At 41.8% G+C, this 26,227-nt stretch carries 22 protein-coding genes and 8 pseudogenes; 19 read left to right on the top strand and 11 right to left on the bottom strand.

Translation table 11 applies throughout. The features are described 5' to 3' along the window. Positions 1-49: 49 nt before the first annotated feature. Positions 50-1,004: pseudogene (locus tag SJY39_RS18880) on the bottom strand (IS91 family transposase); the annotation flags it as partial. 317 nt (positions 1,005-1,321) lie between these two features. On the opposite strand from SJY39_RS18880, the gene SJY39_RS18875 reads away from it, so the two are divergent. The 4 genes from SJY39_RS18875 (at position 1,322) to SJY39_RS18860 (ending at position 6,855) form a co-directional block, all read left to right on the top strand. Continuing rightward, positions 1,322-4,195 carry an HD domain-containing phosphohydrolase gene (locus tag SJY39_RS18875; RefSeq protein ID WP_102332441.1) on the top strand — a complete coding sequence of 958 codons (2,874 nt, stop codon included), beginning with the start codon at positions 1,322-1,324 and terminating at the stop codon, positions 4,193-4,195. A 551-nt stretch (positions 4,196-4,746) separates the two neighbouring features. Further along, positions 4,747-5,007 (top strand): helix-turn-helix transcriptional regulator, encoded by a 261-nt coding sequence (locus SJY39_RS18870; RefSeq protein ID WP_235612466.1) that lies wholly within the window; start codon positions 4,747-4,749, stop codon positions 5,005-5,007. 540 nt (positions 5,008-5,547) lie between these two features. Beyond that, entirely contained in the window at positions 5,548-5,889 is a 342-nt protein-coding gene (locus tag SJY39_RS18865; RefSeq protein WP_102332439.1) for a Tn3 family transposase, read from the top strand. A 117-nt stretch (positions 5,890-6,006) separates the two neighbouring features. After that, positions 6,007-6,855 (top strand): delta-class carbonic anhydrase, encoded by an 849-nt coding sequence (locus SJY39_RS18860; RefSeq protein ID WP_102332438.1) that lies wholly within the window; start codon positions 6,007-6,009, stop codon positions 6,853-6,855. Positions 6,856-6,960: 105 nt separating this feature from the next. On the opposite strand, the gene SJY39_RS18855 is transcribed toward SJY39_RS18860, so the two are convergent. Together SJY39_RS18855 and SJY39_RS18850 are read right to left on the bottom strand one after the other, a co-directional pair. Beyond that, positions 6,961-7,143, bottom strand: a complete 183-nt coding sequence (locus SJY39_RS18855) for a transposase (RefSeq protein WP_235618379.1) — start codon at positions 7,141-7,143, stop codon at positions 6,961-6,963. A 77-nt stretch (positions 7,144-7,220) separates the two neighbouring features. Beyond that, a complete protein-coding gene (locus SJY39_RS18850) occupies positions 7,221-8,024 on the bottom strand; it encodes a hypothetical protein (RefSeq protein ID WP_102332437.1) in 804 nt (267 codons plus the stop codon). Between the two features lie 544 nt (positions 8,025-8,568). Here SJY39_RS18850 and SJY39_RS18845 point away from each other — a divergent pair. Together SJY39_RS18845 and SJY39_RS18840 are read left to right on the top strand one after the other, a co-directional pair. Beyond that, on the top strand, positions 8,569-8,754 hold the full coding sequence (locus tag SJY39_RS18845; protein WP_102332436.1) for a hypothetical protein: 186 nt from the start codon (positions 8,569-8,571) through the stop codon (positions 8,752-8,754). Between the two features lie 21 nt (positions 8,755-8,775). Further along, positions 8,776-9,042 (top strand): annotated as a pseudogene (locus tag SJY39_RS18840) (DDE-type integrase/transposase/recombinase). A gap of 209 nt (positions 9,043-9,251) precedes the next feature. Here SJY39_RS18840 and SJY39_RS18835 read toward each other — a convergent pair. The 3 genes and pseudogenes from SJY39_RS18835 to SJY39_RS18825 all read right to left on the bottom strand — a co-directional run bounded on the left by SJY39_RS18835 (position 9,252) and on the right by SJY39_RS18825 (position 10,347). After that, positions 9,252-9,554, bottom strand: a complete 303-nt coding sequence (locus SJY39_RS18835; protein ID WP_102332435.1) for a putative quinol monooxygenase — start codon at positions 9,552-9,554, stop codon at positions 9,252-9,254. A gap of 21 nt (positions 9,555-9,575) precedes the next feature. Beyond that, positions 9,576-9,961: pseudogene (locus tag SJY39_RS18830) on the bottom strand (VOC family protein). A 125-nt stretch (positions 9,962-10,086) separates the two neighbouring features. Continuing rightward, the gene (locus tag SJY39_RS18825) at positions 10,087-10,347 is read right to left on the bottom strand and encodes a ribbon-helix-helix domain-containing protein (RefSeq protein WP_162299045.1); all 261 of its coding nucleotides are present in this window, start codon (positions 10,345-10,347) and stop codon (positions 10,087-10,089) included. Positions 10,348-10,617: 270 nt separating this feature from the next. On the opposite strand from SJY39_RS18825, the pseudogene SJY39_RS18820 reads away from it, so the two are divergent. After that, a pseudogene (locus SJY39_RS18820) lies at positions 10,618-11,635 on the top strand (IS91 family transposase); the annotation flags it as partial. Positions 11,636-11,812: 177 nt separating this feature from the next. On the opposite strand, the gene SJY39_RS18815 reads toward SJY39_RS18820, so the two are convergent. Next, positions 11,813-12,718 carry a LysR family transcriptional regulator gene (locus SJY39_RS18815; RefSeq protein ID WP_102332433.1) on the bottom strand — a complete coding sequence of 302 codons (906 nt, stop codon included), beginning with the start codon at positions 12,716-12,718 and terminating at the stop codon, positions 11,813-11,815. A gap of 182 nt (positions 12,719-12,900) precedes the next feature. On the opposite strand from SJY39_RS18815, the gene SJY39_RS18810 reads away from it, so the two are divergent. The 5 genes and pseudogenes from SJY39_RS18810 to SJY39_RS18790 form a co-directional block, all read left to right on the top strand. Beyond that, complete coding sequence (locus SJY39_RS18810) at positions 12,901-14,688, top strand: transporter (RefSeq protein ID WP_102332432.1); 1,788 nt, start codon at positions 12,901-12,903, stop codon at positions 14,686-14,688. 39 nt (positions 14,689-14,727) lie between these two features. Next, positions 14,728-15,276: an acyltransferase gene (locus SJY39_RS18805; RefSeq protein ID WP_102332431.1), complete on the top strand. Its 549-nt coding sequence runs from the start codon at positions 14,728-14,730 to the stop codon at positions 15,274-15,276. Between the two features lie 7 nt (positions 15,277-15,283). Continuing rightward, positions 15,284-17,473 (top strand): heparinase II/III family protein, encoded by a 2,190-nt coding sequence (locus tag SJY39_RS18800; protein ID WP_102332430.1) that lies wholly within the window; start codon positions 15,284-15,286, stop codon positions 17,471-17,473. A gap of 64 nt (positions 17,474-17,537) precedes the next feature. Then, positions 17,538-18,527, top strand: coding sequence for a polysaccharide lyase family 7 protein (locus SJY39_RS18795; RefSeq protein ID WP_390242547.1), 990 nt, complete (start codon positions 17,538-17,540; stop codon positions 18,525-18,527). A gap of 452 nt (positions 18,528-18,979) precedes the next feature. Next, a pseudogene (locus SJY39_RS18790) lies at positions 18,980-19,215 on the top strand (transposase); the annotation flags it as partial. A 222-nt stretch (positions 19,216-19,437) separates the two neighbouring features. Here the strand turns inward: SJY39_RS18790 and SJY39_RS18785 are convergent. The 3 genes and pseudogenes from SJY39_RS18785 to SJY39_RS18775 form a co-directional block, all read right to left on the bottom strand. Further along, a pseudogene (locus SJY39_RS18785) lies at positions 19,438-19,623 on the bottom strand (IS110 family transposase); the annotation flags it as partial. Then, a pseudogene (locus SJY39_RS18780) lies at positions 19,595-19,672 on the bottom strand (hypothetical protein); the annotation flags it as partial. The pseudogenes SJY39_RS18785 and SJY39_RS18780, both read right to left, overlap by 29 nt. 4 nt (positions 19,673-19,676) lie before the next feature. Next, the gene (locus SJY39_RS18775) at positions 19,677-19,769 is read right to left on the bottom strand and encodes a helix-turn-helix domain-containing protein (RefSeq protein WP_372042843.1); all 93 of its coding nucleotides are present in this window, start codon (positions 19,767-19,769) and stop codon (positions 19,677-19,679) included. Between the two features lie 321 nt (positions 19,770-20,090). On the opposite strand from SJY39_RS18775, the gene SJY39_RS18770 reads away from it, so the two are divergent. The 7 genes from SJY39_RS18770 to SJY39_RS18740 all read left to right on the top strand — a co-directional run bounded on the left by SJY39_RS18770 (position 20,091) and on the right by SJY39_RS18740 (position 24,113). Continuing rightward, complete coding sequence (locus SJY39_RS18770) at positions 20,091-20,366, top strand: hypothetical protein (protein WP_390242545.1); 276 nt, start codon at positions 20,091-20,093, stop codon at positions 20,364-20,366. Between the two features lie 361 nt (positions 20,367-20,727). Next, positions 20,728-21,027, top strand: coding sequence for a hypothetical protein (locus tag SJY39_RS18765; protein ID WP_102332429.1), 300 nt, complete (start codon positions 20,728-20,730; stop codon positions 21,025-21,027). A 415-nt stretch (positions 21,028-21,442) separates the two neighbouring features. After that, positions 21,443-21,889: a hypothetical protein gene (locus tag SJY39_RS18760; RefSeq protein WP_390242544.1), complete on the top strand. Its 447-nt coding sequence runs from the start codon at positions 21,443-21,445 to the stop codon at positions 21,887-21,889. A gap of 3 nt (positions 21,890-21,892) precedes the next feature. Further along, on the top strand, positions 21,893-22,279 hold the full coding sequence (locus tag SJY39_RS18755) for a hypothetical protein (protein ID WP_102332427.1): 387 nt from the start codon (positions 21,893-21,895) through the stop codon (positions 22,277-22,279). Between the two features lie 79 nt (positions 22,280-22,358). Further along, the gene (locus tag SJY39_RS18750; protein ID WP_102332426.1) at positions 22,359-22,694 is read left to right on the top strand and encodes a type I restriction endonuclease subunit M; all 336 of its coding nucleotides are present in this window, start codon (positions 22,359-22,361) and stop codon (positions 22,692-22,694) included. Between the two features lie 55 nt (positions 22,695-22,749). Continuing rightward, a complete protein-coding gene (locus SJY39_RS18745) occupies positions 22,750-23,184 on the top strand; it encodes a lytic transglycosylase domain-containing protein (RefSeq protein WP_102332425.1) in 435 nt (144 codons plus the stop codon). 569 nt (positions 23,185-23,753) lie between these two features. Further along, positions 23,754-24,113, top strand: coding sequence for a hypothetical protein (locus SJY39_RS18740; protein ID WP_102332424.1), 360 nt, complete (start codon positions 23,754-23,756; stop codon positions 24,111-24,113). A gap of 27 nt (positions 24,114-24,140) precedes the next feature. Here the strand turns inward: SJY39_RS18740 and SJY39_RS18735 are convergent. Continuing rightward, a pseudogene (locus SJY39_RS18735) lies at positions 24,141-26,227 on the bottom strand (conjugative transfer relaxase/helicase TraI); the annotation flags it as partial.

Below are 26,227 nucleotides of genomic sequence, written 5' to 3'. Positions count from 1 at the left end.
ACTTTCACACTGTTTTCGCTATTTCAGATACACTCATCCTACGAAAAACCTAAATTGACCTGATTTGGGATTGAATCAGAGCATGATGGACCAGCTCTGACAGCCCCTCTCCAGCCCTAAAGCGAAGAAACGTTAAACGGTGCCCACAAAGAATGCACTCAAACGGGTCAACCTTCACATACCCTTTCAGCATGGCGGCGTAACCGGGCATTTCTGGTGAGTCTTTAGGGGCGATACCTAAGGCATCGTAGACCTTAGGGTGCATCTCACCACGACGTCGGTTCGATAGAAAACCAAAGTATCGAATCATTTTGAAGTGCTTATCTGGTATATGCTCAATCATGCGCTCTATCAGTGCTTCTGGACTCAAAATGAGGGATTCAGTCCGACCATTCCTATGATTAAGATAATCAAACGTCACTAAGCCTCCCTGGAAATCATGTCGTAACCTAGACGCTGATATGGGCGGCCGCTTTAGGTATCGACCGAGGTAAGTCATGGTGGGGGTCACATTGGCCGTTTTCTTTGCAAAATGCAGCTTCCATCGACGGGCAATATTGGCTGGTTAAAAATCGTGACCAATCTTGCTCATTGCGAATGAAAGGGCAGCCCTCTCCACTCAAATCTAACTCTGAGTAATGGGAGCCGAGAAGTTGAGTGATGGCGGCACGCCAACACTTTTCAGTGGTCTTCGCTTTAAAGAAAATGGGCTTCCATAGGCCTGTCCTCTTACATAAGCCCCCACGTGTGGCAGACAAATGGATGTGCACATTCCAATTCAGCTTTCTACCGTAGGTGTGAAGTGCACAGAACACCCCGATATCAATATCCAGTTGCTTTGCCCATCCTAAGAAGATTTTGGCTGCGCAACTAAAGAGATGATTGAGAAGAAATCGATTATCTCGAAAGATGGGCCACAGTGTATGTGGAAGCGTCAACGTAACGTGTTGATACTCACACTCAGGAAAGACATGTTGTTGCTTTCGTCTCCACCGCTCTGTCGACACCGTCGCCGGTTCTGCCTGGTTCATTTTGCCTTTCACTTCCCGGCAATCCGTTGATATACGTTTCGTCTATTCGCCAAGATAAAGCTATTGGCTTCTTCTTTTTGTGGGCTCGATGTTCTAACAATGGCACATACTTTATCACTCAACGCTTACTGGTGGCGAAGTAATCCCGCACTTACTGGGGGTAGACAAAGAAGTGGCTTTGATGTGATGGACGCACCTCCCTTATCTAGGCCAATATAATCAATTTATTAAACCCAAAAGGTAAATTACAACTACAGTTAATGAAACGAATAAGTCAGCGAAGTGGAACAATGAACGTCAAACGTGCGACATTATCGATTCACGTATATCTAACGACAGTGATAATATTGGTTGTAGTTTTAACATCAGGGATACAAATCTGGCTAACGAACAAGGGGTTATCAGAGCTTATTTTAGAGGCGAATGCTAAGTTGTTCAACCGCATTGCGATAGAGACTCAGCTCCAACTTAACAAGCACTACGGTACCGCATTTACCGCTATTGGCGCTTTCACAAAAAGTTACGCCGTAAATTCACCAGATATAGAAGTGCGAGAAAAATTGATTCCTCAGCTCGCTCAGCTATTAAACGAATTCCCCCATGTCACGTCGTACTCTTTTTATTATCCTTCAGGTGACCTCCTTTCTATAGCTAGAGTCAATGACAAAGCTATGGCTGAGCGGGGGGATTTAAACACGACCGTAAAATTTATTATCGCCCATAACCATAAAGGAATACTGAAAATTCGAGGGGTTGATAAGGACCTTCAGCTCATATCAGAAATCGAGCCAGGGAAGGCGATTCTGTACAAATCACATCGCTGGTTTAGTGATGCGCAAGAAGCGACCGCCTTAATTTCCACACCATCAATCCACCCGACATCAGAAATGTTGGGTGTATTTATTTATCGTAAAAACGATCAAGGTGTTGTTATTTCTGCGGAAGTGTTGCTAGAAGACCTACAACAAACCCTTACCGATACCTTGACCAACGCTTCATCTCTTCGCGTTCTTTATAATGATGAAGGACAAATTTTTGCAGTCAGTGACAGCGCAAATAAAACTGTCCCTAAAGTTCAGATGACACGTAGACTTGACTTGTTACCTAATAAAGCAATCAATTATGCAATTAAGCGAAAGAAAAGAGATGGGCAGCTCGGTATGTTCTACTTTGAAGGTGAGAAATGGTTTGGGCACATAGCCACGTTTGGCCATTCTTATGGTCAACAATTTCACTTACTTATGGCAGCTAAAGCTGATGATTTGTTTGATAATGGTGTATTAATTAAAAAACAAACAATCTACACCTCTTTATTGATACTGTTGCTTATATTACCGGGAATTTACGTTATTTCTATGTATATATCGCAACCCATTAAGCGAGCGACCCGCAAAGCGAAAGATATTGAAAGCTTCAAATTCGATAAAGAACACGTTATTCAGCACTGCTATATACGAGAAATAGCCGAACTCAATCAAGCGCAAAGTGCAACTCAGTCAACCATCAGCCAATTTATTTCTTTGACGAACAATATCGCTAACAAAGAAAATCTCGATGAAATACTGAGTTTGGTATGTCACGACACCGCACAAGCAGTGGAGGCGAGTGGTATATTTTTGTATCTGCACGATATCGATAATGAGGTGCTAGTCCCCAAGTATGTTTGGTATCAAGGTATGGAAGCGCATCAAGCTGAGGCGTGTCCACTGCCTGTCAGTGAAGCAAAGAAGATAATGGAAGAATTGTTTGCTGCTAATAAAGTGATGACATTCGAAGCAGAGGAGATAGAGCGACTTAATCTCCCTTGGGATCGTGTTCGTCGTGGTAAAGTAGTGTGTATGCCACTGATGGATCGTTCAGGCAGTGTAATTGGTTCGTTTGGATTGTTGTTTGAAGGAGACAATGCGCTAGAACGCTATCACTCTTACGAGGATTACTTAACCACGTTACTGGGTTTTACATCGGTTACTATCGAAACCCACGAACTGATAGAGGCACAAAAGTCGCTCCTTGATTCATTTATTCAAGTATTTGCCGGTTCATTAGATAGAAAGTCACCTTACACCGGAAATCATTGTCAACGTGTTCCGATCATTACTGAGTGGCTAACCAAAGCAGCACAAAATTCACAACATCAGGCATTTGAAAACTTTAGCTTAACCCCAAAACAATGGGAAGAGCTAAAGATGGCGAGTTGGCTTCATGATTGTGGCAAGATCACTACACCTGAACATATCGTTGATAAAGCAACAAAATTAGAAACCATCTATAACCGAATTCACGAAGTGCGGATGCGATTTGAAGTCGTTAAACGTGAAAAAGAAATTGAGTTACTCAAAATACATTTCGGTGAGCTGCCTGATGACGTGCTAAAGTCATTAAATGAGCATAATAACCAAGTTGATAATGACTTTGAATTTGTTGCGGAACTTAACTTAGGGGGGGAGTTTGTTGATGATGCTCATATCAGTCGTTTGCATGACATCGCGCAGAGAACTTGGACAAGGACACTAAGTAAAACGGCAGGGACATCGTGGATTGAGCAACATCGAAGCCAAGAGCACCAACCTATACCTGCGACAGAGTGTGTACTAGCCGACTTACCTGAACACCTTGTTCCTTGGAATTTCCCAAGAGAAAATGAAGAGTGCTTCACTCTAAAGGCACCTGATTACCAAGCTAACCTAGGCGAAATCTATAATTTATCGACTCGTAGAGGAACGTTGACAGATGAAGACCGATTTATTATCAATGACCACATCATTCAATCAATCAACATTCTTAAGTCATTACCTTTCCCTAAACATATGCGCGATGTGGTTAAAATAGCCGGCGGTCACCATGAAAAAATAGATGGAACCGGGTATCCCATGGGATTGAAAGGGGATGAAATGCCGCTAACGGCCAAAATTATCGCTATAGCTGATGTGTTTGAAGCTTTGACAAGCACAGACCGTCCATACAAGAAAGCGAAGACACTATCTGAATCAATAAAAATTATGAGTTTTATGGTTAAAGAGAGACACCTTGATCCAGACTTGTTCGAGCTGTTCTTGTCATCAGGTGTTTATCAACAATTTGCTACAGAGTTTATGGAACCAGAACAACGGGACCAAGTTGACTGTACACACTATTTTAAAGACAAGATATTAAATAACTTGTAGGTATAACGGCCATAGATATAGGGCGCCATGTTGATTTACTTTACGAACTTGTAGTTATGTAAGTGCGTCATAAACCCCGCATTCTCTTCGCCGAGTACGAATATTAAGAGTCTCCAACCCCAAGGATAATTGAAAAGGCGAAATTGCTAAATAACTATGTCTATAATGCTCAAAGCTTTGTTAAACTTAATGAGAAAATCGTAAAGTTCTTTTATGGCAAAGATTTTGTCACTGGCCTCTTCCGTCAAGATGTCGCTGATTTACTTGGCTACAGTAAAGACCATTTTGGTAGGCTTATTGTGAGAGTGAACCTTGGTACATGGGCGAATCTATTGTTATGTATGGGAGTGCCTATTAACCAACTGTTTGACTTTAATCGGCCTAAGTAATATCCAATGTTGAGTTCGTGTGTTTTGTCCGTCAAAAAAGTTGCAGCGCTGCAACGTTGTGACTACTCACCACCCGTTGGGCGATGCTTCTTATTTCGCTAATCAGTGCTCGATAGGGGGAGTGACCGGAGCGCTGTGATAGCCGCCAACTTTTGAAAAGACGTGTATTTACTAGACTATTCAAGTTTAGGTGATTACTTAACTTGTGCTGCTCAAGTGAACATGCCGCACGTAATGGGCACATGTTCATTTTTGATATCGATTAACAAAGCGACTCCGCCAACCTATGCAGCGCCCATGGGTACTAAAGAGTCTAATGTTTCTAGGCTCGAAAAGGGAACAGGAAACCCTACTATTAAAACACTAATGAAATACGCTAAGGCGTGTGGTTGCCAATTAGACTTTGGCTTCACACACGCTTAGACGTTATATCAAAATCTCTAACCTAAGAGGCCGTTGCGATAGCAACGGCCTCTTTCGTATAGTTAGCTTGGAATTTGTCTAACAACTTTCGTAAAAATATAATACGAAACCTATTGGGACGGTAAAAAATATTGACTAAAATAACGTCAATGGTAAAGCATTTTGACCAGTGAATTTAAGGGGGATCAATGAGCGTTGTACCAGATTACAAGCTATCAGAGCTAAGAATCGTAATGTTCGAATCTTGTCCCAGGGTAAAAAATGAATTTCGATTACACAACAGAAGCCGATGAATCTTGCTTACCTGCAGCGAGAGATCACCGGTCGATCGCCCATGACCAGTTTACTTGATGTTCTCAAGGAAGCTGACTTGAGAATTGGATCTAGCGATCATTTTAAAACCGTAGACGAACAAGAAAACCTTGACCGTAAAAGCTAACAGTAACGTATATTATTCTGCCTCTACGGAATGAGCACGAATATAGGATTAAAACGACTAAGTGGAAGCCAGCATGGTATTAGCTTATAAAGAAATACTGAATGTGCTTCGTCGTTTTATTCACAATAACTGCATTACGTAACGCCATTGGGCAAGTCGCAAACGCAAATTTTATTTCCCGAAATCCTTCTATGTGGGGAGAAGGCACAACATCCAGCGCCTCGGATGCTAAGAAGCTTGGTGTTATTATTCATTGGCATGTAGAGAAGAAATCAACCTGTATCTACTTTCTGCTTAAACGCAGCTCCTCTTCAGAAGTCACCTTTATGATTGAAGGCGTATTACATCACGGCACCGAGATGGATTTTGACCGACAGTATGTCGATAGTCATGGTTTTCTATATAAGTCCGACACCGAAACCGCTGTTTTTAATTCTGTATAATTAATTGGAACCGACCACGCATTATCACAAAATCTCACACTTATCATATGTACACAGGAACGTAACACCTATACGTTCATTTACTTTTACAACTATCAAAAAGGTTTAAATTTGCATATGAATAAAGTGTTACTTTTGTCTTCTGTACTTGTGATTACACCGCAAGCCGTTCAGGCCTCAAGCAACCATGATGTTGCTGATAGTGTTATCGCACAGCAACGTACAGCGCTTGCCGAAAACACTCAAGGAAAAGGGTTTGGCCCTCAATCTCCACGTGATATAGACAACCTAGCAGGAAATAATACCCGTTACTTTGGGAAAGCGCCTGAATACTCACAAATGAACCTATGTAATGTTCACTTTCATAGAAATGCAGAGCATAAGGGCGGTGAATTTAACGTTTACGCAGGTAATGGTGACGGCAAAGGCAACAATACTGGCTATGTTTATAACGGTAAGTTAAGTGACGCTGAGCTTAAGCCGTTTAAAGATACTGTCAGCGCTAAAGGCCATAGTCAACTAGAATCAGGTGATACTATTGAGCTTCACTACGTTCATTCAACGGCCCAAGTTAAGCCAGGACCAACTCTCGGGGCATGTTTAAGTGAGTCAACTTCTAATCCGCAATTGCGTGTAGAAACGCAAGTATTTGTACTTGTTAATGATAAAAGTGCACTTAACTTCGTTGATTTGACCCAATTCGAGGTGAAAAATGGAGTCTATCAAGCAATAAACATCCCGAAAAATACCGGTAAACCGATTCGATATGCTGGTTCAACAACTGGCCCTAGCTACAATAAACAGGCATCTCCACTGCAAGTGACTTGGAGTGTACGACCAAAAGTGGCGAAGGTAGACATTGCCTCTGTAGCACAGTGGTTAGCAAGCAATGAGTTCGATGAAGACCATGCTCACGGTGTTCGCAACCTTGTTATGAACCCAGACTTGTTATCTTCGGGTCACTAAGCCACGACTGTTTCTGGTTTGTAGGTGAGTAAGGCAGTCGATATATGTATGCCATAGCATCAAGGTAGAGCATCGAGCGAAGAGCCTTAAACTCCGCCAAATTTATTAATGGCCCTTCATCATCAATTCACCGAATGAACTGTATTGTAAAGGTGTTAGCCTGATAAACGCTGATGCTTGTCGACTGTTAGTAAATTGTGTCCCATCACCCAAATTAGCATAAAGTATGAATGGGGTAACCTCACCAACACCTTCAAAATATATCAAAGTTTGTAGTTTGTTGTGCATTGCAGGTGAAAATCAAGTTCATCGAGTAAGATCAAAGAGGGGGGGGGGCCCTCTTAATTAACCTTAGTAGTTCAGTATTATTCTTTCGTGATTTCGATGCCTAAATTGAAATTATCTACTTCGGAACCTTGCCATTCAGCAACTCCAATTTTGGTTACTCCTGAATATGCACCGGAAGGTAGCACATCATTAAGGGATTCTTCAAAGAATGCATTGAAGCTAGAGATCGTAGCACTTTGACAACTTACAGTTGTATTCATCTCTCGCCAAGTGCATTGATTGCTCCTTCTCATCGTAATTATTACTGGATGTTCACTCCCTGTTTGATTATTAATAGCATTGACCGTGACATATGTATTAACACCAATACCAGCACCTCCCCAAACTAGATCTTGAGGTCCATCAGCATATTTTTCTGGTCTATCTATATCAGATTCATTTTTCATGTCTTTAATAATGAAACCACGGTTTTTCCCATCTGTATTGTGAGTATAACTACTACTTTCAGTTACAGTGCCCAATGGTTGGACTTGGCATATTAGGTCGTTGCTTTCACTATCTTGAGTGACTAAGATTTCTTGACTACCTTCGAATAAAATATCACCACAAGTAAACCCTGTAACATGGTCATCACCCATTAACATTTCATGAGTGCTACCTTCATTGACATTGACAGATGGATCATCTAACCAACTTGAACGCTTGTCATAAACTCGTTCGTTACTAGCTGTAATCCAACCATTGATAGAATCGGCAGTCAAGCCGTCTGTATTCATAACAAAAGGCATAATCGGAGCATCTGTATTATTTTTAATTACAATTGTAAAAGCAGATGTATTAAATGCACTTGTTATTAAAATTGTAGCAATAGGTAATTTCATAATTTTCTCTATATGTCAGTGGTTTAAACTAATTTAGTACATTATGTTTTATATATGTGTGACCTATATCTTAATTATTTAAATAACAATTAACCCACATTTAAATTTATGAAAATCACACATAAATGTTAATTTGTATATATATAAGCCTGTAAATTAAAAGTATATATATATTCACCTTATTGAGTTGTAGGAATATTCTCTAATTGCAGTTTTGGTGATGAGTGTCATATACAGCTAATTATTAGAAAGTTGCCAAGTGATCCGAAAAATATACCTAAAGGAAATTGGCATTAATGTTAAATTACAGACGTGGGCTTTTTCATGCGTCACACAAAATACTCATTAAAGGGTCGGCCGGGAATTTGAAGTGGCATAGTGAATTTGGCCACCTGATTAAGAGGTGGAGTATGATCATCTCGATACTAAAACAGATGACAATATGACTAAGCGTGAAAGACGCATTTTTAACCCAGAATTCAAGCTTGAATGCGATCAACTAGTGCTTGACTAGGGACGTACCTACAAAGAAACCTGCGAAGCGATGGGTATTGGAAGAACAACGTTAGAAAGCTGGATAAGGCAACTCAAAGTTGAAAGAGTAGATAAGGCTCCCAATGCATCGCCACGGGCTCCAGAGCAAAGAGAAATCCGTGACCTTAAAAAGAAAATCAAGCGTATTGAAGAAGAAAAGGACATTCTAAATCGTCAGTTCGTGGTAACGGAATAGAATCAAGTATGGTGCGGTGATGTGATCTACATCCGGACTGAGCAAAGGTGGTCTTATCTAGCGGTTGTCATTGACTTATTCGCACGAAAAGCCATCGGTTGGAATGTCTAACTCACCAGATAGTGCCTTGACGGCAAGGCGCAAAGCATGGCTTATGAGAACCTTGGAAGACCATCTGGCGTGATGTACCACTCGGACCAAGGTTGCTACTATACGAGTAAGAAATATCGTCAGTTGCTATGGAAATATCGAATTACTCAAAGTATGGGTAGGAAAGGAAATTGCTGAGATATCCCTATGGAGCGAGTGTTCAGAAGCTTGATAACGGGATAGGTGCCAACGAATGGTGATAGAAGTTTTATAGAGGCGAGCCAAGCCAATAACAGATTATCTGGTTGGTTATTACAATCAACATCGACGACTTCATACATGGTATTGACTAAAGGGATAATACTGTTCGTTGTACACCAAAAGTAACTCTGACTAAATTGTGAGAATCAACTTAAACTTTGTGGCTCCACTTTGTGATAGAAAGTGATATCTGGTTCTTGTTCAAGCAGTCCATTAAGGCCTCTAAGTAGGTTAAGGAAGTGCGTTTCTTTGCAATGTGCGTCAAAAGCTGTTTGATCAGCAAACTGTTCTTGAAATAAGAACTTTCTATCATCAGATTCATCCTGAAATAAATAATAACTAATGCAGCCAGGTTCATTTAAAGTTGGTATTAGCATTGCGCTGAGTAGTTCATGCAACTTCTTTTCCTGTCCGGATTTTGCGTAAAAGTGTGCAGTTAAGTAAATCATTGTATTTCCTTAGGTTATTGGTTATTGATATCGACCTTCACGTTGAATAAATTCAATCTTGTATCCATCGGGGTCTGTAATAAAGAAGAAGGTTACCAGCGGTTTCTGCTCGTAGTTTTATGATTTGATATCTGAAGTTCCAATACCGCAGTTCGCCAGACGTTTATGTGTTTTCTCTATACACTCGACACTGACTGCTAGGTGTCCATAGGTATTACCATGAGCATATGGAGTAGTTTGATTATGGTTGTGTGTCAACTCAAGTTCAAAGCCTGTTTCGCTGTTGGCAAGGTAAATTAGGGTAAAGTCATTGAGCTGATATTGAACAGTGACTTCAAGTTCTAGCGCATTACGGTAGAGGTTTTTAGGTCGTGCACTCTTATCATACTGTGAATCAGCTTAGTCATTATTTTTCCTCAATTGAAGTCAGGATAGTAATGAGTGAATGAACCAGGCTGGTAGTACGTGAGTACGACAAAACTTTTTATGAAAGGCTATTATTTGATTTAAATGCAATCATATACGTTAATCGTTATCGTTTGCTGGAGTAAATTAAACAAGCACAGCGAAGCAGGGAGGCAAAATTACCTACCTCACCATTATGCTCTAGAGCCTCTGTGTAGACTGTTGATATGAAGCGTGGCACGGTAAGATTCTGAGAGTGAGCAATCTCTTCTAGGACCAGCCAAAAGCTCGATTCGAGTTTTACGCTGGTTGCATGTCCATCTATACGAATCGAGCGGGTAACAAACTGGTAACTTTCTGTTGGCTGATGAGCAAATATTTCACACATAAGGAGCATGTTGGTTGTTGAATAACTATATTATTCTGTCTGAAAATGATTTGTTAATCAATTAATTGGTAAATTACTTACATTTTCCGGGCACGAATTGGCCAGGTACGCATCTACAACGCGGTAGAACCGGCGACGGTGTCGCCTGAGCGGCCTACGGCCGAAAACAAAGAGACTCAACCGACTAGGGTGCTTTGCATGAATCGTTTATCCTATAGACCATGTTTCCGAATAAGCCCATCAAACAATGCTTCAATGCCAACGATACTTGGCTCTAAAGAGTATCGATGCCGCCATGCTAACTGCACCCATCACAAATACATTCACCAGACGTGTAAATCTCGCTTTTGCAGCAGTTGTGGCATTAAAGCGACAGAGCGGTGGATACGAAAGCAACAACATGTCTTTCCTGAGTGTGAGTATCAACACGTTACGTTGACGCTTCCACATACATTGTGGCCCATCTTATCGATTTCTTCTCAATCATCTCTTTAGTTGCGCAGCCAAAATCTTCTTAGAATGGGCAAAGCAACTGGATATCGATATCGGGGTGTTCTGTGCACTTCACACCTACGGCAGAAAGCTGAATTGGAATGTGCACATCCATTTGTCTGTCACGCGTGGGGGCTTATGTAAGAGGACATGCCTATGGAAGCCCATTTTCTTTAAAGCGAAGACCACTGAAAAGTGTTGGCGTGCCGCCATCACTCAACTTCTCGGCTCCCATTACTCAGAGTTAGATTTGAGTGGAGAGGGCTGCCCTTTCATTCGCAATGAGCAAGATTGGTCACGATTTTTAACCAGCCAATATTGCCGTCGATGGAAGCTGCATTTTGCAAAGAAAACGGCCAATGTGACCCTCACCATGACTTACATGGGCCGATACCGCGGCCGCCCATATCAGCGTCTAGGTTACGACATGATTTCCAGGGAGGCTTAGTGACGTTTGATTATCTTAACCATAGGAATGGTCGGACGGAGTCCCTCATTTTGAGTCCAGAAGCACTGATAGAGCGCATGATTGAGCATATTCCAGATAAGCACTTCAGAATGATTCGATACTTTGGTTTTCTATCGAACCGACGTCGTGGTGAGATGCTCCCTAAGGTCTACGATGCCTTAGGTATCGCCCCTAAAGACTCACCAGAAATGCCCGGTTACGCCGCCATGCTGAAAGGGTATGTGAAGGTTGACCTGTTTGAGAGCATTCTTTGTCTTTAGGGCTGGAGAGGGGCTGTCAGAGCTGGTCCATCATGCTCTGATTCAATCCCAAATCAGGTCAATTTAGGTTTTTCATAGGATGAGTGTATCTGAAATAGCGAAAACAGAATGAAAGTGTTCAACAAACACCCGTGTTTAGATTGTAGAGCAGAAGTTAGGTCAGTCAGGGACTTATTCTGAGGTAGGTTATGCTGCGATCGTTGAACCGGCGACACCGTCGCCGGTTCTAAACCTGCAATGAACTTTAAAGCATTGTTTGAATTTTGGTACTCTCAGTAATGGTGTGCGAAATAAATTCATCGACGATACGGTTTTTGTTGTGTTTACGGAAATAGGCCGTTAAAGGTAATTGAATGTCGATTTGGTTGATTGGCCTGCATACGCAACTGTCATCTGCGATAAATTTAATGCACCGAGGGGCGATGGAGATACCTAACCCTGAAGAGATGGTCGTAACTAAGTGACGCATATTCATTGGGTTTCCAACGACATTGGGCGCAACCCCGTTTTCCTTGCAACACCGAATGATTCTCTCATAAACACCTAACCATTCATTGCGATGAAATAGATGAAGACTTTCATTTTGGAGATCTTCAATGTCGATGCATTTTTTAGCCGCGAGAGAATGATTTCGGGGTAGGAGTACAGTCAAGCTGTCTTCGTAGACAAGATAAGAAGAAAAATAACTTTCGTCTAAGTGATGGCTTTCACGACTGAAAACGATATCAACTTTATTGTCGACCATGGCCTCAATTTGCTCGGCAGGTGTCATTTCATACAGACGCAATTGGGCATTGGTGTACCTAGCGCGAAATCGGTTAATCAATTCCGGAAGGAAGAAAGAGCACGCTGTAGCAAGATATCCGACTTTAATTTCTTGATGTTCATCAGAATCTATCTGCTTGATTACGGACTTTACTCGTTGATCATTCTCGATGATGTGTAGGGCTTCTGGCAGTAATCGTTCCCCTGATGGGGTCAGATCAACCTGGTGGGTCGTACGATCAAACAGCTTTGTTTGCAGTTCATTTTCTAGATCAGAAATATGACGAGACACGGTCGGCTGTACCGTGTGAAGTTCTCTAGCGGCTGCTGTGAAGTTCTTTAAACGCGCAACTGTGACAAAAGTGGTGAGTGTTTTCAGATCCATCGAGTGCCTATTTTTTTTGTATTATTGTTATACATTAATGCTATTTCCAACTTTGTTTAAGTCCGTTTAGTTTAGTTTTGTTTATGGTGTAAGTCTCCGTTGTTTCTAAAACATGTCGATTAGAGCGTGTCGAACTGCATGAGATGTGCGTACTATCTCCCTACAAAACAGGAAACAAAAAAATGGACATTGATGTAATCATAGTTTTAGGGTACTTCGCCTTCCTTATCGGGTTGGGTTGGGTGTTTCGTTCAGCCGCAGCGAACACGAGCGAGTACTTTCGTGGTGGTGGTAAGATGCTTTGGTGGATGGTTGGTTCTAGTGCCTTCATGATGGCGCTGAGTGCCATGACATTCACAGGTCTGATGGGTAAAGCACTGACCAGTGGTATGTCAGTTGCGATTGTTTTTTTCGCTAACGCCCTTGGATATTTTGTCAACTACCTTTTCTTTGCGGCGAAAGCCCGCCAAATGCGTGTGATCAGCCCGATCCAAGGTATACGTTTACGTCTTGGGCGTGTCAATGAACAAGTCTTTACATGGGCTAACGTTCCCCTAAGTGTGCTGCAAGCTGCGATTTGGCTGAATGGTTTAGCCGTTTTCACTAGTGCCGTAATTGGCGTCCCTTTAGAACAGACCATCGTAGGGGCGGGACTGGTTGTTCTATTTATTTCTTTAGTTGGTGGCAGCTGGGCGGTTATCGCTTCTGACTTTATGCAGATGATAATCATCACCGTCATGACCTTTATTGCTGCGATGGTTGCTATCTGGAAATCAGGTGGTATTGGCAATTTACTTGAAGTGGGCTTACCGACACAACAACTCATCGGCGATGGCTACAGTTATTCATACCTATTTGTTGGTTGGTTTATCTGTATTTTTGTTAAGCAGTTTTTCAGTACCAACAACATGGTAGACTCTTATCGATTTATTGCATCAAAAGACACTAAGAATGCTCGTAAAGCAGCGCTGTTAGCATGTGGTTTGATGATCATTGGCCCTTTGATGTGGTTCCTACCTGCTTGGTTTGTCGCGGGAAATTATCCAGATACCAGCACTTGGGGACTTGAAGGTTTAGGCAGCAAAGTCGCAGACGCAACTTACTACATGTTCGTTAAGAACGAGATGCCAGTTGGCATGGTTGGGTTGATGCTGGCAGCCATGTTCGCCGCGACAATGTCATCAATGGATTCAGCACTAAACCGTAATGCAGGGATCATTTTAAAAAGCGTGTACGAACCTTATTTTTGTAAAGAGGTAACAGAAGCCAAATTAATGAATGCGAGCCGAGTGCTTACCGCTGCATTCGGAATTATCATTATCATTTCTGCCCTGTTCCTCACTTCTTTGAAGCAGTTTGGTCTTTTTGACCTGATGATGCTCGTTGGCACTTTGGTCGGATTCCCAGTCCTTATTCCATCTATTATGTGTTTCTTCATCAGAAAAACACCAGATTGGGCCGGATGGGGCACTATCTTAGTCGGTATGGTGGTGTCATCCATCATTGCGTTCTTCATCACACCAGAGATGATGCAAGGCATTCTTGGGCTCGACCAACCGTTATCTGCTCGTGAGTTTGCGGAAATGAAATCAGTGACGCTTGGCGTGGTTGGCCATATGTCAATTACTTTGCCCTTCTTTGTTCTCTCCCAGTTCTTCTATAAAGGGCATGCTCCTGAGCGAGAAGTTGAAGTTAATCGTTTCTTTAGCAATGTTGATACTGAAGTTGTGGTGGAAGAGAATGCTACGAGCATCGCAATGGACAACAAACAGCGCGATATGCTTGGGAAAATGCTGCTGATTGCGGCGGTGTTCCTCTCTATGTTGGTTTTTATTCCGAATCCAATGTGGGGGCGCATGTTGTTCATTATTGTTGCTCTGACCATCGGTGGTATTGGTGGTCTACTTCTACTTGCTTCAAAAAGAGCCAGCCGCTCAATAAATCCTATCTCTATAACAAATAATGTTTAATCAAAATGGGCTGAATTCATTCAGCCCAAGGAACTCACTATGTCAGTACAAGAAAAATTTGGTGGCGAACTCACCGATGAAGAGTTTCGTAAATTCACCTTATATATCAATCAAAGCAACAATAAACCGGACGATGAAACACGAGCTCAAATTCTTGGTTTCACGAATGAAAATGTGCGTATTGCGCCGGGCGCTATCGTTCGCATTGGGGACAATCAATTAGGTCCACGTAGCTATGTTGGTTTGTACAGCTACATCAACGGTGATGTCGTCATTGGTGAAGATGTCGCGATTGGTCCTCACGTTTCTATTGTTGCGGGTAACCATGTGTTTGACCCAATGACGAATTGTTTTAGTGGGCGCAGTTGTTGGGAGGAGGGGAGCGTGGTCATTCAAAGAGGCGTCTGGCTTACCTCTGGTGTCGTTATTACACCGGGAACGACGGTCGGTGAGTGCGCGCTTGTCTGTGCCAATTCCGTGGTCACATCAGATGTTCTCCCTTACGCGATAGTCGCTGGCACGCCAGCTAAACAAATTGGTCGGATTGACCCTGAGTCAGGCCAATATCACTGGTTTAATAAGGAGTAATTAATCCATGTTACCCCTAACAAGAAAGCATGACTTTCAGTTATTTACTTCACCAACAAAGAATACTGTGGTGGTAAATCCGCCCAGTTTTAACTGGCCTCATGAGCGTTATGAAGCGTTGTATTGTCTTGAGTTAGAGGCTGTAGACCATAAAAAATCATGGCATTGGGAGTGTATTCAGTCTCCGATGCAGCTGGACTTTTCCCTTGAACAGGGCAACTACCGTTGGCGAGTAAGGTGTGAGCAGAGTGGGGAATTATCTCTTTGGCACGAGTTCTCTATTGATGCGGAGACAGAGGAATATTTAGCCCCATCGGCGAAAGAGCTGTTTGCTTTATGTGAAGAGCATGATCAGTTCTTACTGTATTTCGACATTGATATCCCAACTATACAAAAATCGGTTTCAGAGTTTCGAGCGAAATTTGCTGCAAGTGTTGAAGACATTGATATTGAAGCGATCCAATACCCTAATCACTATCGCAGAGGGCAGGAAGAAGGGAAGCGTACAGCCATTGCAAATGTGCGTAACTGGATTGACCGTGATTTGATTGCCTTAACGTTACTCTATCGAGTTTGGGGTGACGATATTGCTGGTCATCAAGCTTGTCAGGTGTTATTGCGCCTTGCTGAGTGGAGCCCAGAGGGACCCGCTTCTTTGCTTCGCCCATGTACTTGGGGAGATGAGGTCGGTTTGTCTTTAGCAAGGAACTTATATCTCGCTTACCACTGGCTGTCGCCTTTATTGACAGGGGAAGAACGTGATTTTGTTCGTCCATTATTGGTTCGCTTAGCGTTTCAAATGGAAGAAAGGCTAGAACAAGACCAGTTTAAGCAGTTTCCCGGGCATTCTCATACATCAAGGCTTCCAGCTTACTTAGGTATTGCCGCCCTTACTTTGCATAAAGAGTTTGATATCACCACGTGTGAGCGTTGGTTGGACTACGCATTGACGATTTATCGAGGTGTTTTGCCATTTTATGGAGGCGAAGATGGAAGTTGGGTAGAAGGGCCTTTTTATTCGTCGTCTTATACCAAGTGGCATCATCCGTTCTTTTTGGCTGTGGAGCGTTTGAGTGGATTCTCTTTCTATAATCATCCGTTTTACAAAAACTATGTCAAATTTGCAATGGACTTTGTGGCGACTCAAGAACGTATTCACCCGTTTGGTGACGGCTTTTGGTGTCAACGAGAAGGCAAAGAGTGGCCCGGGTTCTTCGCTCAAAATCCACTACGTATTTACGCACAGCGCTACGGTGATCAGGCCGCCCGTCGTTTGGATAAAGTGCTAGAAGATGAAGTCCAGTCTTACAAATTGCATCTATTAGATGTTGTGCCAACCATGCCGCAGTTGAGCCATAGTGAGGTGACGGATGGCGTCGACGAGTATTCAAATGACTTAGCGCATATTTATTACTCATACGCTGGCCTGGGCAAGCTGTCGAAAAACAAGATGGCTCTGTATTACCGCGCGAGTCAGTTTGGCAACAGCTCACACCGTCATGGCGACCAAGGTAACTTTGCTTTCGTTGATCAGGGCCAAAATATCTTAACCCCAAGTGGCAGTTATGGTTATCGATTTGGTAGCCAACATCACAGCTTGTGGACTCGAACCACTCAAGCGCACAACTTGCCTTTGATTGCTGGAATGGGGCAAAAGCTGGATTGTCCTTCAGGTGTTGCTCAATTGATCAAACAGAAAAACGACGCGGATTTCAACTACGTTGTTCTTGATTTAACCGAGACTTACGTGGGCTGCAAACATTATTGGCGAACGCTTGTCCAAGTAGCAGATAAAGGTGTTGTGATTTTTGACGACATCGAGCTAACTGAAGCGAGAGAGCTCCAATGGCGTTTGCACACTCCGAGTGACGTCGAGCTTGGATCTGATAAGACTCGACTTCTACAAGGCAATCTTGAGTATTTCCTTCAGCTTACTGGAGAAGATATAGGGAGCCCAAGGTTCGTTCCAGAAATCAATGATTCTAGTGACTTTTATGGTGACGTTGAATCGGATGCCCAGAAGCAAATCAACCATCTAGAGTGGCAGCTACCTGCACGTTCGAACCACCGTGTACTGATGAATTGTGCAAAGGAGGTGAACTTGAGCTGTCATCTAAATGAAGAGGGGGCAGTTATCGAGTGGGACGGTGTGCTTCTTCATCTCGGAGTCAAAGAGCGTCGTCTTCAACCACAGTGATACACTAAACCCGTTGCAATGCTATCGCGGTGGATTTTCAACATAACAATAAAGAGAAACAACAATGAATATTACTTCTAAAACCCTACTGGCTTTGACCATTTCGGCTATCTCTTCTCATGCGATGGCGCAACTTGATCCAAGCAAAGCACCGTCTGAAAATTTTGATTTGTCCAAATGGAAAATAGTTATTCCGATGGAAGACACAAAACCTGAGCGTAAAGGTAAAGTGATGGAAATCTCCAAAGCTGAGTTGAATGAAGACTACCAACATGCACCGTGGTTTTATACCGACAAAGAAAGCGGCGCAATGGTGTTTGCGGCTCCGAATAAAGCGATGACAACACCGAATTCGAGTAATGCTCGCTCTGAGCTTCATGCTTTAATCTCAGATAATGCATCGATTGGCCCTTATGAACCTGCGAACAATTTTGTCCTTGCATCACATCCTGATGCTGATAAGTTTGGTGCCATTGGTGGAAAAATGAATGCGACTCTTGCTGTCGACCATGTAAGCCAAAGTGGTGACCATCGTCATAATGACTCTTTCTCTGTTGTTATTGGACAGATTCATGCAGGGACGAATGAACCCCTTAAAATTTTCTACCGTAAGTTGCCTGATCAAAACTATGGTTCGGTATATTGGAATTATGAAAATAACGCATTAGGCGATGATTACCACCGTCGTTTGGATATTTCTCACAATGTTTTTGGCAAGGCTAAAATTCGATTTGGTGAGCCAGAACCCACAGATGGTATCAAACTCGGGGAGAAGTTCTCCTACGAGATTCAAGTTGATGGTAATGTTATGTATCTCGAGTTCACGAAAAACTTGGAGAGCAAAATACCTATCACTCGTTCTTTTGCGATTGATTTAGCGAAGGGGCACTACCTTGGTAATAAGTACGATGCTGGATATAAAAATGAATGGTTCTTCTTTAAAGCTGGTGCATACAATCAATGTAGTACGGGTGTAGTGCGTTGTAAAAATGAAGGTATTGAGGCTGGAGATTATACTCAGGTTAGTTTCTACCAACTCGATATCAAACACTAAGATTTTCATTTGACAACGAAGTTAGCATGGCATTAAAGGTGTTTAACAGTTTCTTGGAATTACTTAATATCCTGAAGCTACCTAGTTGATATTTGTCCGATGCCAATTAATGCAAAACCCTGAACTTAAGCGTGTAGTATTGGCCTTGCTCTTTTCTACTTTGTGAGTATCAGAATTAGCTTTATCTATAAGTAGTCCAAATAGAATGGTTAATAATATAAGTAAACGGTAAGTGTATTGTAAGCGTCTGCGAAACGACTCATTGACTTTATAATATCAACACAGATACCGCCAACTAAGGCGGTATCTGTGTAGTGGTCAAGTAAAATTGGCCACGGTTTTATAAGTTTGCCAGTAGAGCCGTTCCGACTCATTTGGTGTAAGACCGCCTGATCCGCACCATCAGTTTTGGACACTGCGTTAAGTGAGTACAATCACTAACGAGGTGGACAATGACAACCAAGACAACACGAATCAAACATGCTCCCGAATTTAAAATCGAAGCACTTAAGTTGGCTGAGAAAGTCGGTGTCGCTGCTGCTGCACGACAACTATCGTTATATGAATCTCAAATCTATGGGTGGCAGTCAAGCCGTTAAAAAAGACATGAAAATGCCAAACTCAAACGATTACTGGCTGAGCAAGCTGAAGAGCTAGATATCGTAAAAAAGGCCGCCATCTACTTCGTATATGGAATCCACGGGTTTTACAAGATAAGAATGTGCAATGGATAAGATGCGGTCGTATATTCGGTTTCTCATTGAAGGATCTACCTTCTAACCTTTGATGCATGCGCACCTACTGCCCTTGCCGCGAAAAAAGCTTTTTATAGCATTGCGAAGTAGTCAAGGTCTCAGTAAGCTAGTCTAACCATTGAACATCATTATTTGTAATCTGTTAATTCATATTGCTAGCAAAATAATGTCTTTGACTGATATTTTGTTTCATAGCGAAGCATTGCCCAAGCTGTTCTGACAGTTTTGTTTGCTAATGCGATACAAGCTCTTTTGAAACCGACCCTATTGACTAACTTGATAAGCCACGCCTGTTTCTGGTTTGTAGGTGAGTCAGACAGCCGATATATGTATGCCATAGCACTGCGTTACACCATGCTTGCGGTACATGTGAGACTTTAAATGTAGAGCTTTGTTATACGCAAAACGAACAGCACCAAACTTGAGTTATTAAAAACTCAGCTTGTTCTTGTGTTGGGTAAATGCGTACTTTAGTTGCTCTTAACATTTTCAGTGCTCAAGTGTATAGTGCCCGTATTGTATGGCTGAGTAGTGTTGAATCGCTCAAGAAAGGTGAGTTGGTGAAGCCACTGGAGTTTTTGACGGTGGTGATAACTCGCTGACAGAACCACAGAAATCTCATTTCGCCAAGTGGATGCATGTTGGGTTTTAATGCCACATTGTCATCATGCAGCATAGCTGCATGATGATTTCCCCGTGTCGTGAATGGTCTCTCTTGGGAAATATATCAATAACTTATCAACGCTCAATAAATCGTCGTTTCTCTTTGAGTACAATATTCTTAATTGTAATGGATTAGGAAAAATGTGTGTTAAAAGTGGATGAATGGGTGTGTGAAAAAGGCGACGAAGAAGATTATATCGTCGAACGTTTTGAAATTCGGGTTAAAGGTAAAAAACCGCTCGTTTTGAATGAACCCACTTTCTCTCAAATCGTGTTTGTGACGCAGCAATATGTGAATTTGTCTTTGCCTTTAACAAAACAAATCGTCAGTAAGAGTGTTTTAGGCTCTGTTGAACCATTAACTCTTAAAGACCATTGTGCATTAGTTAATTATCTGGAAGCCTCAATAGCTTCTCAATGAATTGAAACCTTCGGTCGGTTCATTCCCGCGATAACTTATGCCACTCATATCGAGCCAGCTCGATGTGGCATTAAGTTCCTGCGAACAATCACCCAACGCGTGGCGTGATACGCTTGTCTAACACCTTTACCTTTGGTGAAACGCTTCGTTACCTTCGTTCAAATTCATCACCAAGCCTTACTGTTAATGCCTCGCTCTGTTTTCTTCTTGTTTCAAGCTAGGTCAAAAATAAGGACCTTACAACTCACCACTCGCACGCTCGCTAGGCAAGTGGTAATAACCTGATTTTCAACCTTGAGCTTACGTGTAAACATGATGAAAAAAACACCGCTTTAAGGTATTATCTAATAAGGAAACGATAATGAAGAATCATATGAACCAAGATAACAATAACGATATCACTCAAAAAGACTTGCTCAAACTGTTGTTTGACCAAGCTCAACATAACGCCACGCGTGAAGAACTCATGGCGTTAGAAAACCGTACTAATCAACGCTTTGATAAAGTCGATGAACGTATTGAAAAGTTAGAAGAGAAGGTCGATGAGCGCTTTGAAAAGTTAGAAGCTAAATTCGACAAAAAGTTTGACCGTATGAACTGGTTGCTTGTCACTACTCTTGTCGGTGTTATTGCTAGCCTTGCTATCCAAGTTATTAAATAAGTTATTATCCCTGCCTTTTTTCAAGGTGGGGATTTTTTTTGCTAAATCCTCATTTTGAACCTTTGAACCTTTGAACCTTTGAACCTTTGGGCGTTCTCCCTTCGGTCGGCTCATTCCGTCGTTTCACTCCTCCCGCGATAACTTATGCCACTCATATCGAGCCAGCTCGATGTGGCATTAAGTTCCTGCGAACAATCACCCAACGCCTCCGCTACTGCGTAGTTGCGCTTCGTCGTGCCTCCTCATTGCCTTTCACTGACTTTAATTAAGGTCGAGTAAGGGCTTGTTTTCTTATGTGCCGATTTTCCTTTCGACTCGCATCATTTGATGGCGCTCGCAGGCTGTTAACCCTCCTCAAATCAGAACCTTATCTGCAAGGGTGAATGAACGCTACGCGCCCCTGCAGAGAAGAACCGTGTTTGAGGGATGGACAGCCAAGCGGCTCCATAAAAGTGATACTCAAACAAAAAGGAAACTCCCTATGGCACAACAAAACTCAACCCCAACTCTCTCTAGATTAAATTCAGCGCCCAACGTTTCGTTGTTGGCACTCGAAAGCTCACCAAAAAATGATATCTCTTGGCGTTTGTTGCAAAAACTACCGTCTTATATTGAACCCTCTAAAGTGCTTAATTTGGTTTTAAGAGTCGAATATTTCGGTTCGTGGGAAACGCCTCGTGACCAGTGGAAAACAGGTTTTTCACTCATGGCAACTACTTCGAACGGTAGTGAAAAACACGTTAAAAATTACCTATTATCACAACATGCTATTTCAGCGATAAAACAAGAATGTGACGCGATAGCAAAAGCATTAAAAACGACTTTTATTGATACCACTCTTAATTTCAGCACTGAGGTTTAAATCATGAAATATCTATCTCATTACACCCAACAAGCTCAAACCGATTTATTCAATGAACTAGGCGCATTTTTCGCTTTCTCTAATCAACAGTTTAATGATGCCAAGAAAAAAGGCATTGAATATGTATCGCTTGGAATGGGAATGATTGTCCCAGAAAGTAACGCTAAAAATTTAGTGGTGCGTTTAGGTGAAATTCAAAAAGAGGGGATCAAAAAAGATATTGAAGAAAATGGAAAGCAAGCCATTATTCGCCGTGAGCTATTCAATCATGAATGTTTTTATACGAATGATATTTGTGATTGTGTTGATAAGCTCGAAGAATACGGCTATTCATACGATGATATTTATGAGGTATTTAATCATATTCGTAAAACAGAAGATGTGTATTAACCAAAAATAAAAAGCCTCAATATTTATTAGACGTAAATATTGAGGCATGTTCAAGTTAAGTAATATGAGGTAACATAAAATGAACACTTTGAATACTACTCCAAATCAAGAAGAAATGAAAGCACAACGTTATGTTTGTACAGCAATACCTTTTGAGTTAGGAGAGATAGTCATGACGCAAGGCATTGCTGAATTACTGGATAAAAATATTGGGGCAAGTTTACACATTTACTTAATGCGTCATAATAATGGGGATTGGGGTAATGTTTGTGCTGAGGATAAAATAACCAATGACGAAGCGGCCAAAACAGGCGAGCGTATTATATCTGAATACATACTGTGCGGTGAACGTATATGGATCATTACCGAGCGAGATAGAAGCGTAACAACTGTTTTACTACCGAGTGAATATTAATCACTTTCAATATGCGATAGAATGGAGTACACAACGGACTCCATTTTTTTTGATTATGAAAAAATTATCTTTGCTATTGTTATTGTTCCCAACCGCTGCGGGCGCGTTCTGTTTTGATGAAGCCGGATCTCATTACAATGTTGATCCAAAATTGTTGCGTTCTATTGCTCAGGTCGAAAGCAGTCTTGATCCCAACGCTTACAATGAAAATAAAAACAGGTCGGGAAAAATTATAAGCCGTGATTTTGGGTTGATGCAAATTAACTCTAGTTGGTTCTCCCGACTCGCTGAATTTAACTTAAACAAAACGAATATTTATGAGCCGTGTTTTAATGTTTCATTAGGCGCATGGGTATTAAGCTCTAACTTTGCTACACATGGCTATAACTGGAACAGTGTCGGGGCATATAATGCCGGATTTTCTAAACGCACCGAAAACGCTAGAAAAATATACATCCAAAAAGTACAAAAAGTTTATTACCAACCGTAATTAAAATTAGCAGCTATGCACCATTGTGGTGCGGTGCTGACTATCTCAAACTCTTCCTTTTCCGCTTTCCATCCCTCTCAATATTTACATTATCACCCTTGATTCAATCGCCAACGGTTCGGCTTTTGCTCTCGTTGTTCCTAGAGCACCACCCAAAAACACAAAACAAACGGAAGTTCATTGGAGTTGATCGTCACTTCTTTAGAATCATCCACACACCTCGCTAAATCGAAAATCGATTTAAATGGTTGTCTGTAAAAATATAAAACCAATATAAACAAGAGCTTAAAACCTTCCCAACCATTAAAAGTAACCTCAAAAAAATTTTCAAAATCTCAACTAATTAGCCGCTGAAATCTCAATTGGTAAATATGCAATCTCAATTAAATGGCATTTATCCCTTTTGTAGTAAGGCTCTGCGGGGTGTTTAAATGGGTTTTAAATTAGTTGTCATTCAATTCTTATTTATCCCTTTTGCAGTAAGGTTTAAAGTGGGTGTTTTGTTGATTGCTTCAATGTGATTATATTGATATATTATTGAGATTCATTGAACTAAAAAGGAGAGGATAATGGCCCGCTCTTACCCTTTACAAAGCACTTTACGCGGCAAGTTAGAGCAAGACTTCATTAAATTTAGAGATCAGGAGCGTCTGAGTGATTCTGAAGCTACTCGTCAACTGTTGACGTTAGCACTGCGTATTAAGCTCAACGATAGTGACGATGGTAGACCGTCGAATCGAGAGTTGATGGAAGAGATTTATCGTGTGGTTCGCAACACATCAGCGGTCAGTGATGTGACTCATGGTCAAACCTTTGATGGTGAAAAACTATTTCGAGTCAAAGACGAAGCGAAAACATTTAGGCAACAAGTTAAAGCCGATGTTAATAACAAAGTGGATACCTTTCTTGCAGGCGAAAAAAAAGGATAGCCTGTTAGGGCTATCCTTTTTATTGTTTTATCTTTCTAATTCCCGCTCGATTTCTCGACCCATCGGCTCGTGATGTTTATTATCAAAGTCGAGTCCTTGTTGCTTTGATGACTCTTGTGGCTCGAACTGCTCTAATGCTTTACTGTCTTGATCTTTACCATATTGTGAAATAACGCTCTCTTTTTTATCATTGAGTGTGTCAATCGGTAGCGATTCTTGGTTTAATTCTTGCCTTTCATCGACACCTTGATGGTGGTATTTATCCATACACGCTTGGATATCAGTGAGCATGTTTTCAGGCGAGACGAATTGTATGTCTCGACCTGCAAAGTTGGCCATTATTTTTTCAATGTTATTGGGGTTTAAATCTGTATTGCCGTGGCTAAGAGCAATGATGATTTGTTGGCGAAGTTCATCGGTTGATATATTTTGAATGTCATTCTTATGATTCACATTGATTATATCGTATTGGCCTTGATGCGCCTGATTAATCGCAAACGAATTTTCAATTGATGTGCTAATAATCGTCGTGTGCAAATCATGGCCTTGATGAAATTGTGTCAGGTGTTTGGATTTTGTGCCGAGGGTTCTAGGGTTAATATCAAGTGTGTCGTCTTTATTTCCTTGAAAATCCAAATAGGTGACTTCAATCGCTTTGGTGTCTCCGTCTTTATTGTGGATGTTGGTTATCATGGCAGGGTGCAAGCTTTTATCTTCGGATGAATAAACGCTTTGATGAAAATGGACGTGCTCGCCTTGTGGCTGTTCAATACCCAACTTATTCAAGTAGGTTTCAGCTAAGGTTCCTTTCAGTGGTTGACTCGTCTGTACATATTCTTTCGCCCTTTCTTCAAATTGCGCAATATGTTTTGGTGTGGTTTGCAGTAATTTGTCATGTTTACTGTTTTCCTCTAGTTGATATTTATTTGGCTCATTAAGCATATTATGGGCTTCTGCCATGGCTTCTTTGTAATTCATCTCTTTATAACTCATTACTAGGTTAATCAATGAGCCTTTTTCGCCAGTAGTGTAGTCTTTAAAATACCCTCGATGTTCGCCCGTTAATGACACTTTTATGGCTGATTTGCCAATGCCGAAAGTGAGGTAGTCACGGTCAGACTTTGACTTGTTTGGCTGTCCAAGTAGGTTGATGGCTAAACTTTCCGTATATTTTGGTAGCTCCTTATTGATGTGCGTTTTAAATTGGTTGTAATTAAAGTCCCCGTTATTATCTTGATAACGAGTGTCCTCGTGGGGCAGGGCGTTGTGATTAAAATACGTCGTTGATTGGGGCGGTATAGTATTGAGCGTTTCGATGGCGCTGTGTTTATTGACCTCTTTTGATAGCCAGCTTTTCATCATGGCTTTAGGGTTATCGGTAAAGAGTTTAACGTGAGTGCTCGCACGACTTAAATCAATGTAAGCCCGTCTTAAGTTGGTCAATGCCCCCATTCCCTTAATCGCTGCTATCACGTGTTGATAGGTTGCCCCTTGCGCCATATCAGCGGTGCGAGTGTAAGCGTAGTCCCAATGGCCGTCTTTTAGGGCTTGAGGGTTGATGGCTAACGTTTGTCCGTCTTTTGATTGGGCGGTGATTTCCTCGTTTGTGGCACTGAGGATGTGGTACGGCACATTGGCTTTGATGCCCCGCTCTTTATCGGTAAAGCGAGTCATGATTTTATCGCCCGTTGAGAGCGGCTTTTCCGATTTGGCAAAGAGACTTGTGAACTTATGGTCTTTGTTGCGTGGTAAGAATGGCTTCTCAATACCGCTCTCTTGGTCTTTGACCATCACCACACCATGTTCAGAATCGACCTTGGTGATAGTGCTGTACTCCCCTGGCTTGGTGCTCAGTATGAGTCCTTTTTGATACGGCATCATGGTCGAGAGTTCCTCTTTGCTGTTGCCCGTTGAGCGTAGCCTTGTGGTGGTGATGTTCTCTTTGCCTATCTCTGTATTTTTCATCAGGCCAGTACGAATGTGTTCAGTGATTTTGTCACGATCATTGTTTGTGTAAGCAATGATAAGGGTGTTGTCTCGCGTTTCTGGTGTTCGTGCTAAGTAATCTTGCGCGACCGCGTAAGGCAGCTTCTCTGTCGCAGTGAGTTGCGTGC

It is taken from the genome of Vibrio sp. R78045 (assembly GCF_042466085.1).
Classification (GTDB): domain Bacteria; phylum Pseudomonadota; class Gammaproteobacteria; order Enterobacterales; family Vibrionaceae; genus Vibrio; species Vibrio cyclitrophicus.
The sequence above is the reverse complement of the archived record's forward strand: the minus strand, read 5'-3'. Positions and strand labels throughout refer to the sequence as shown.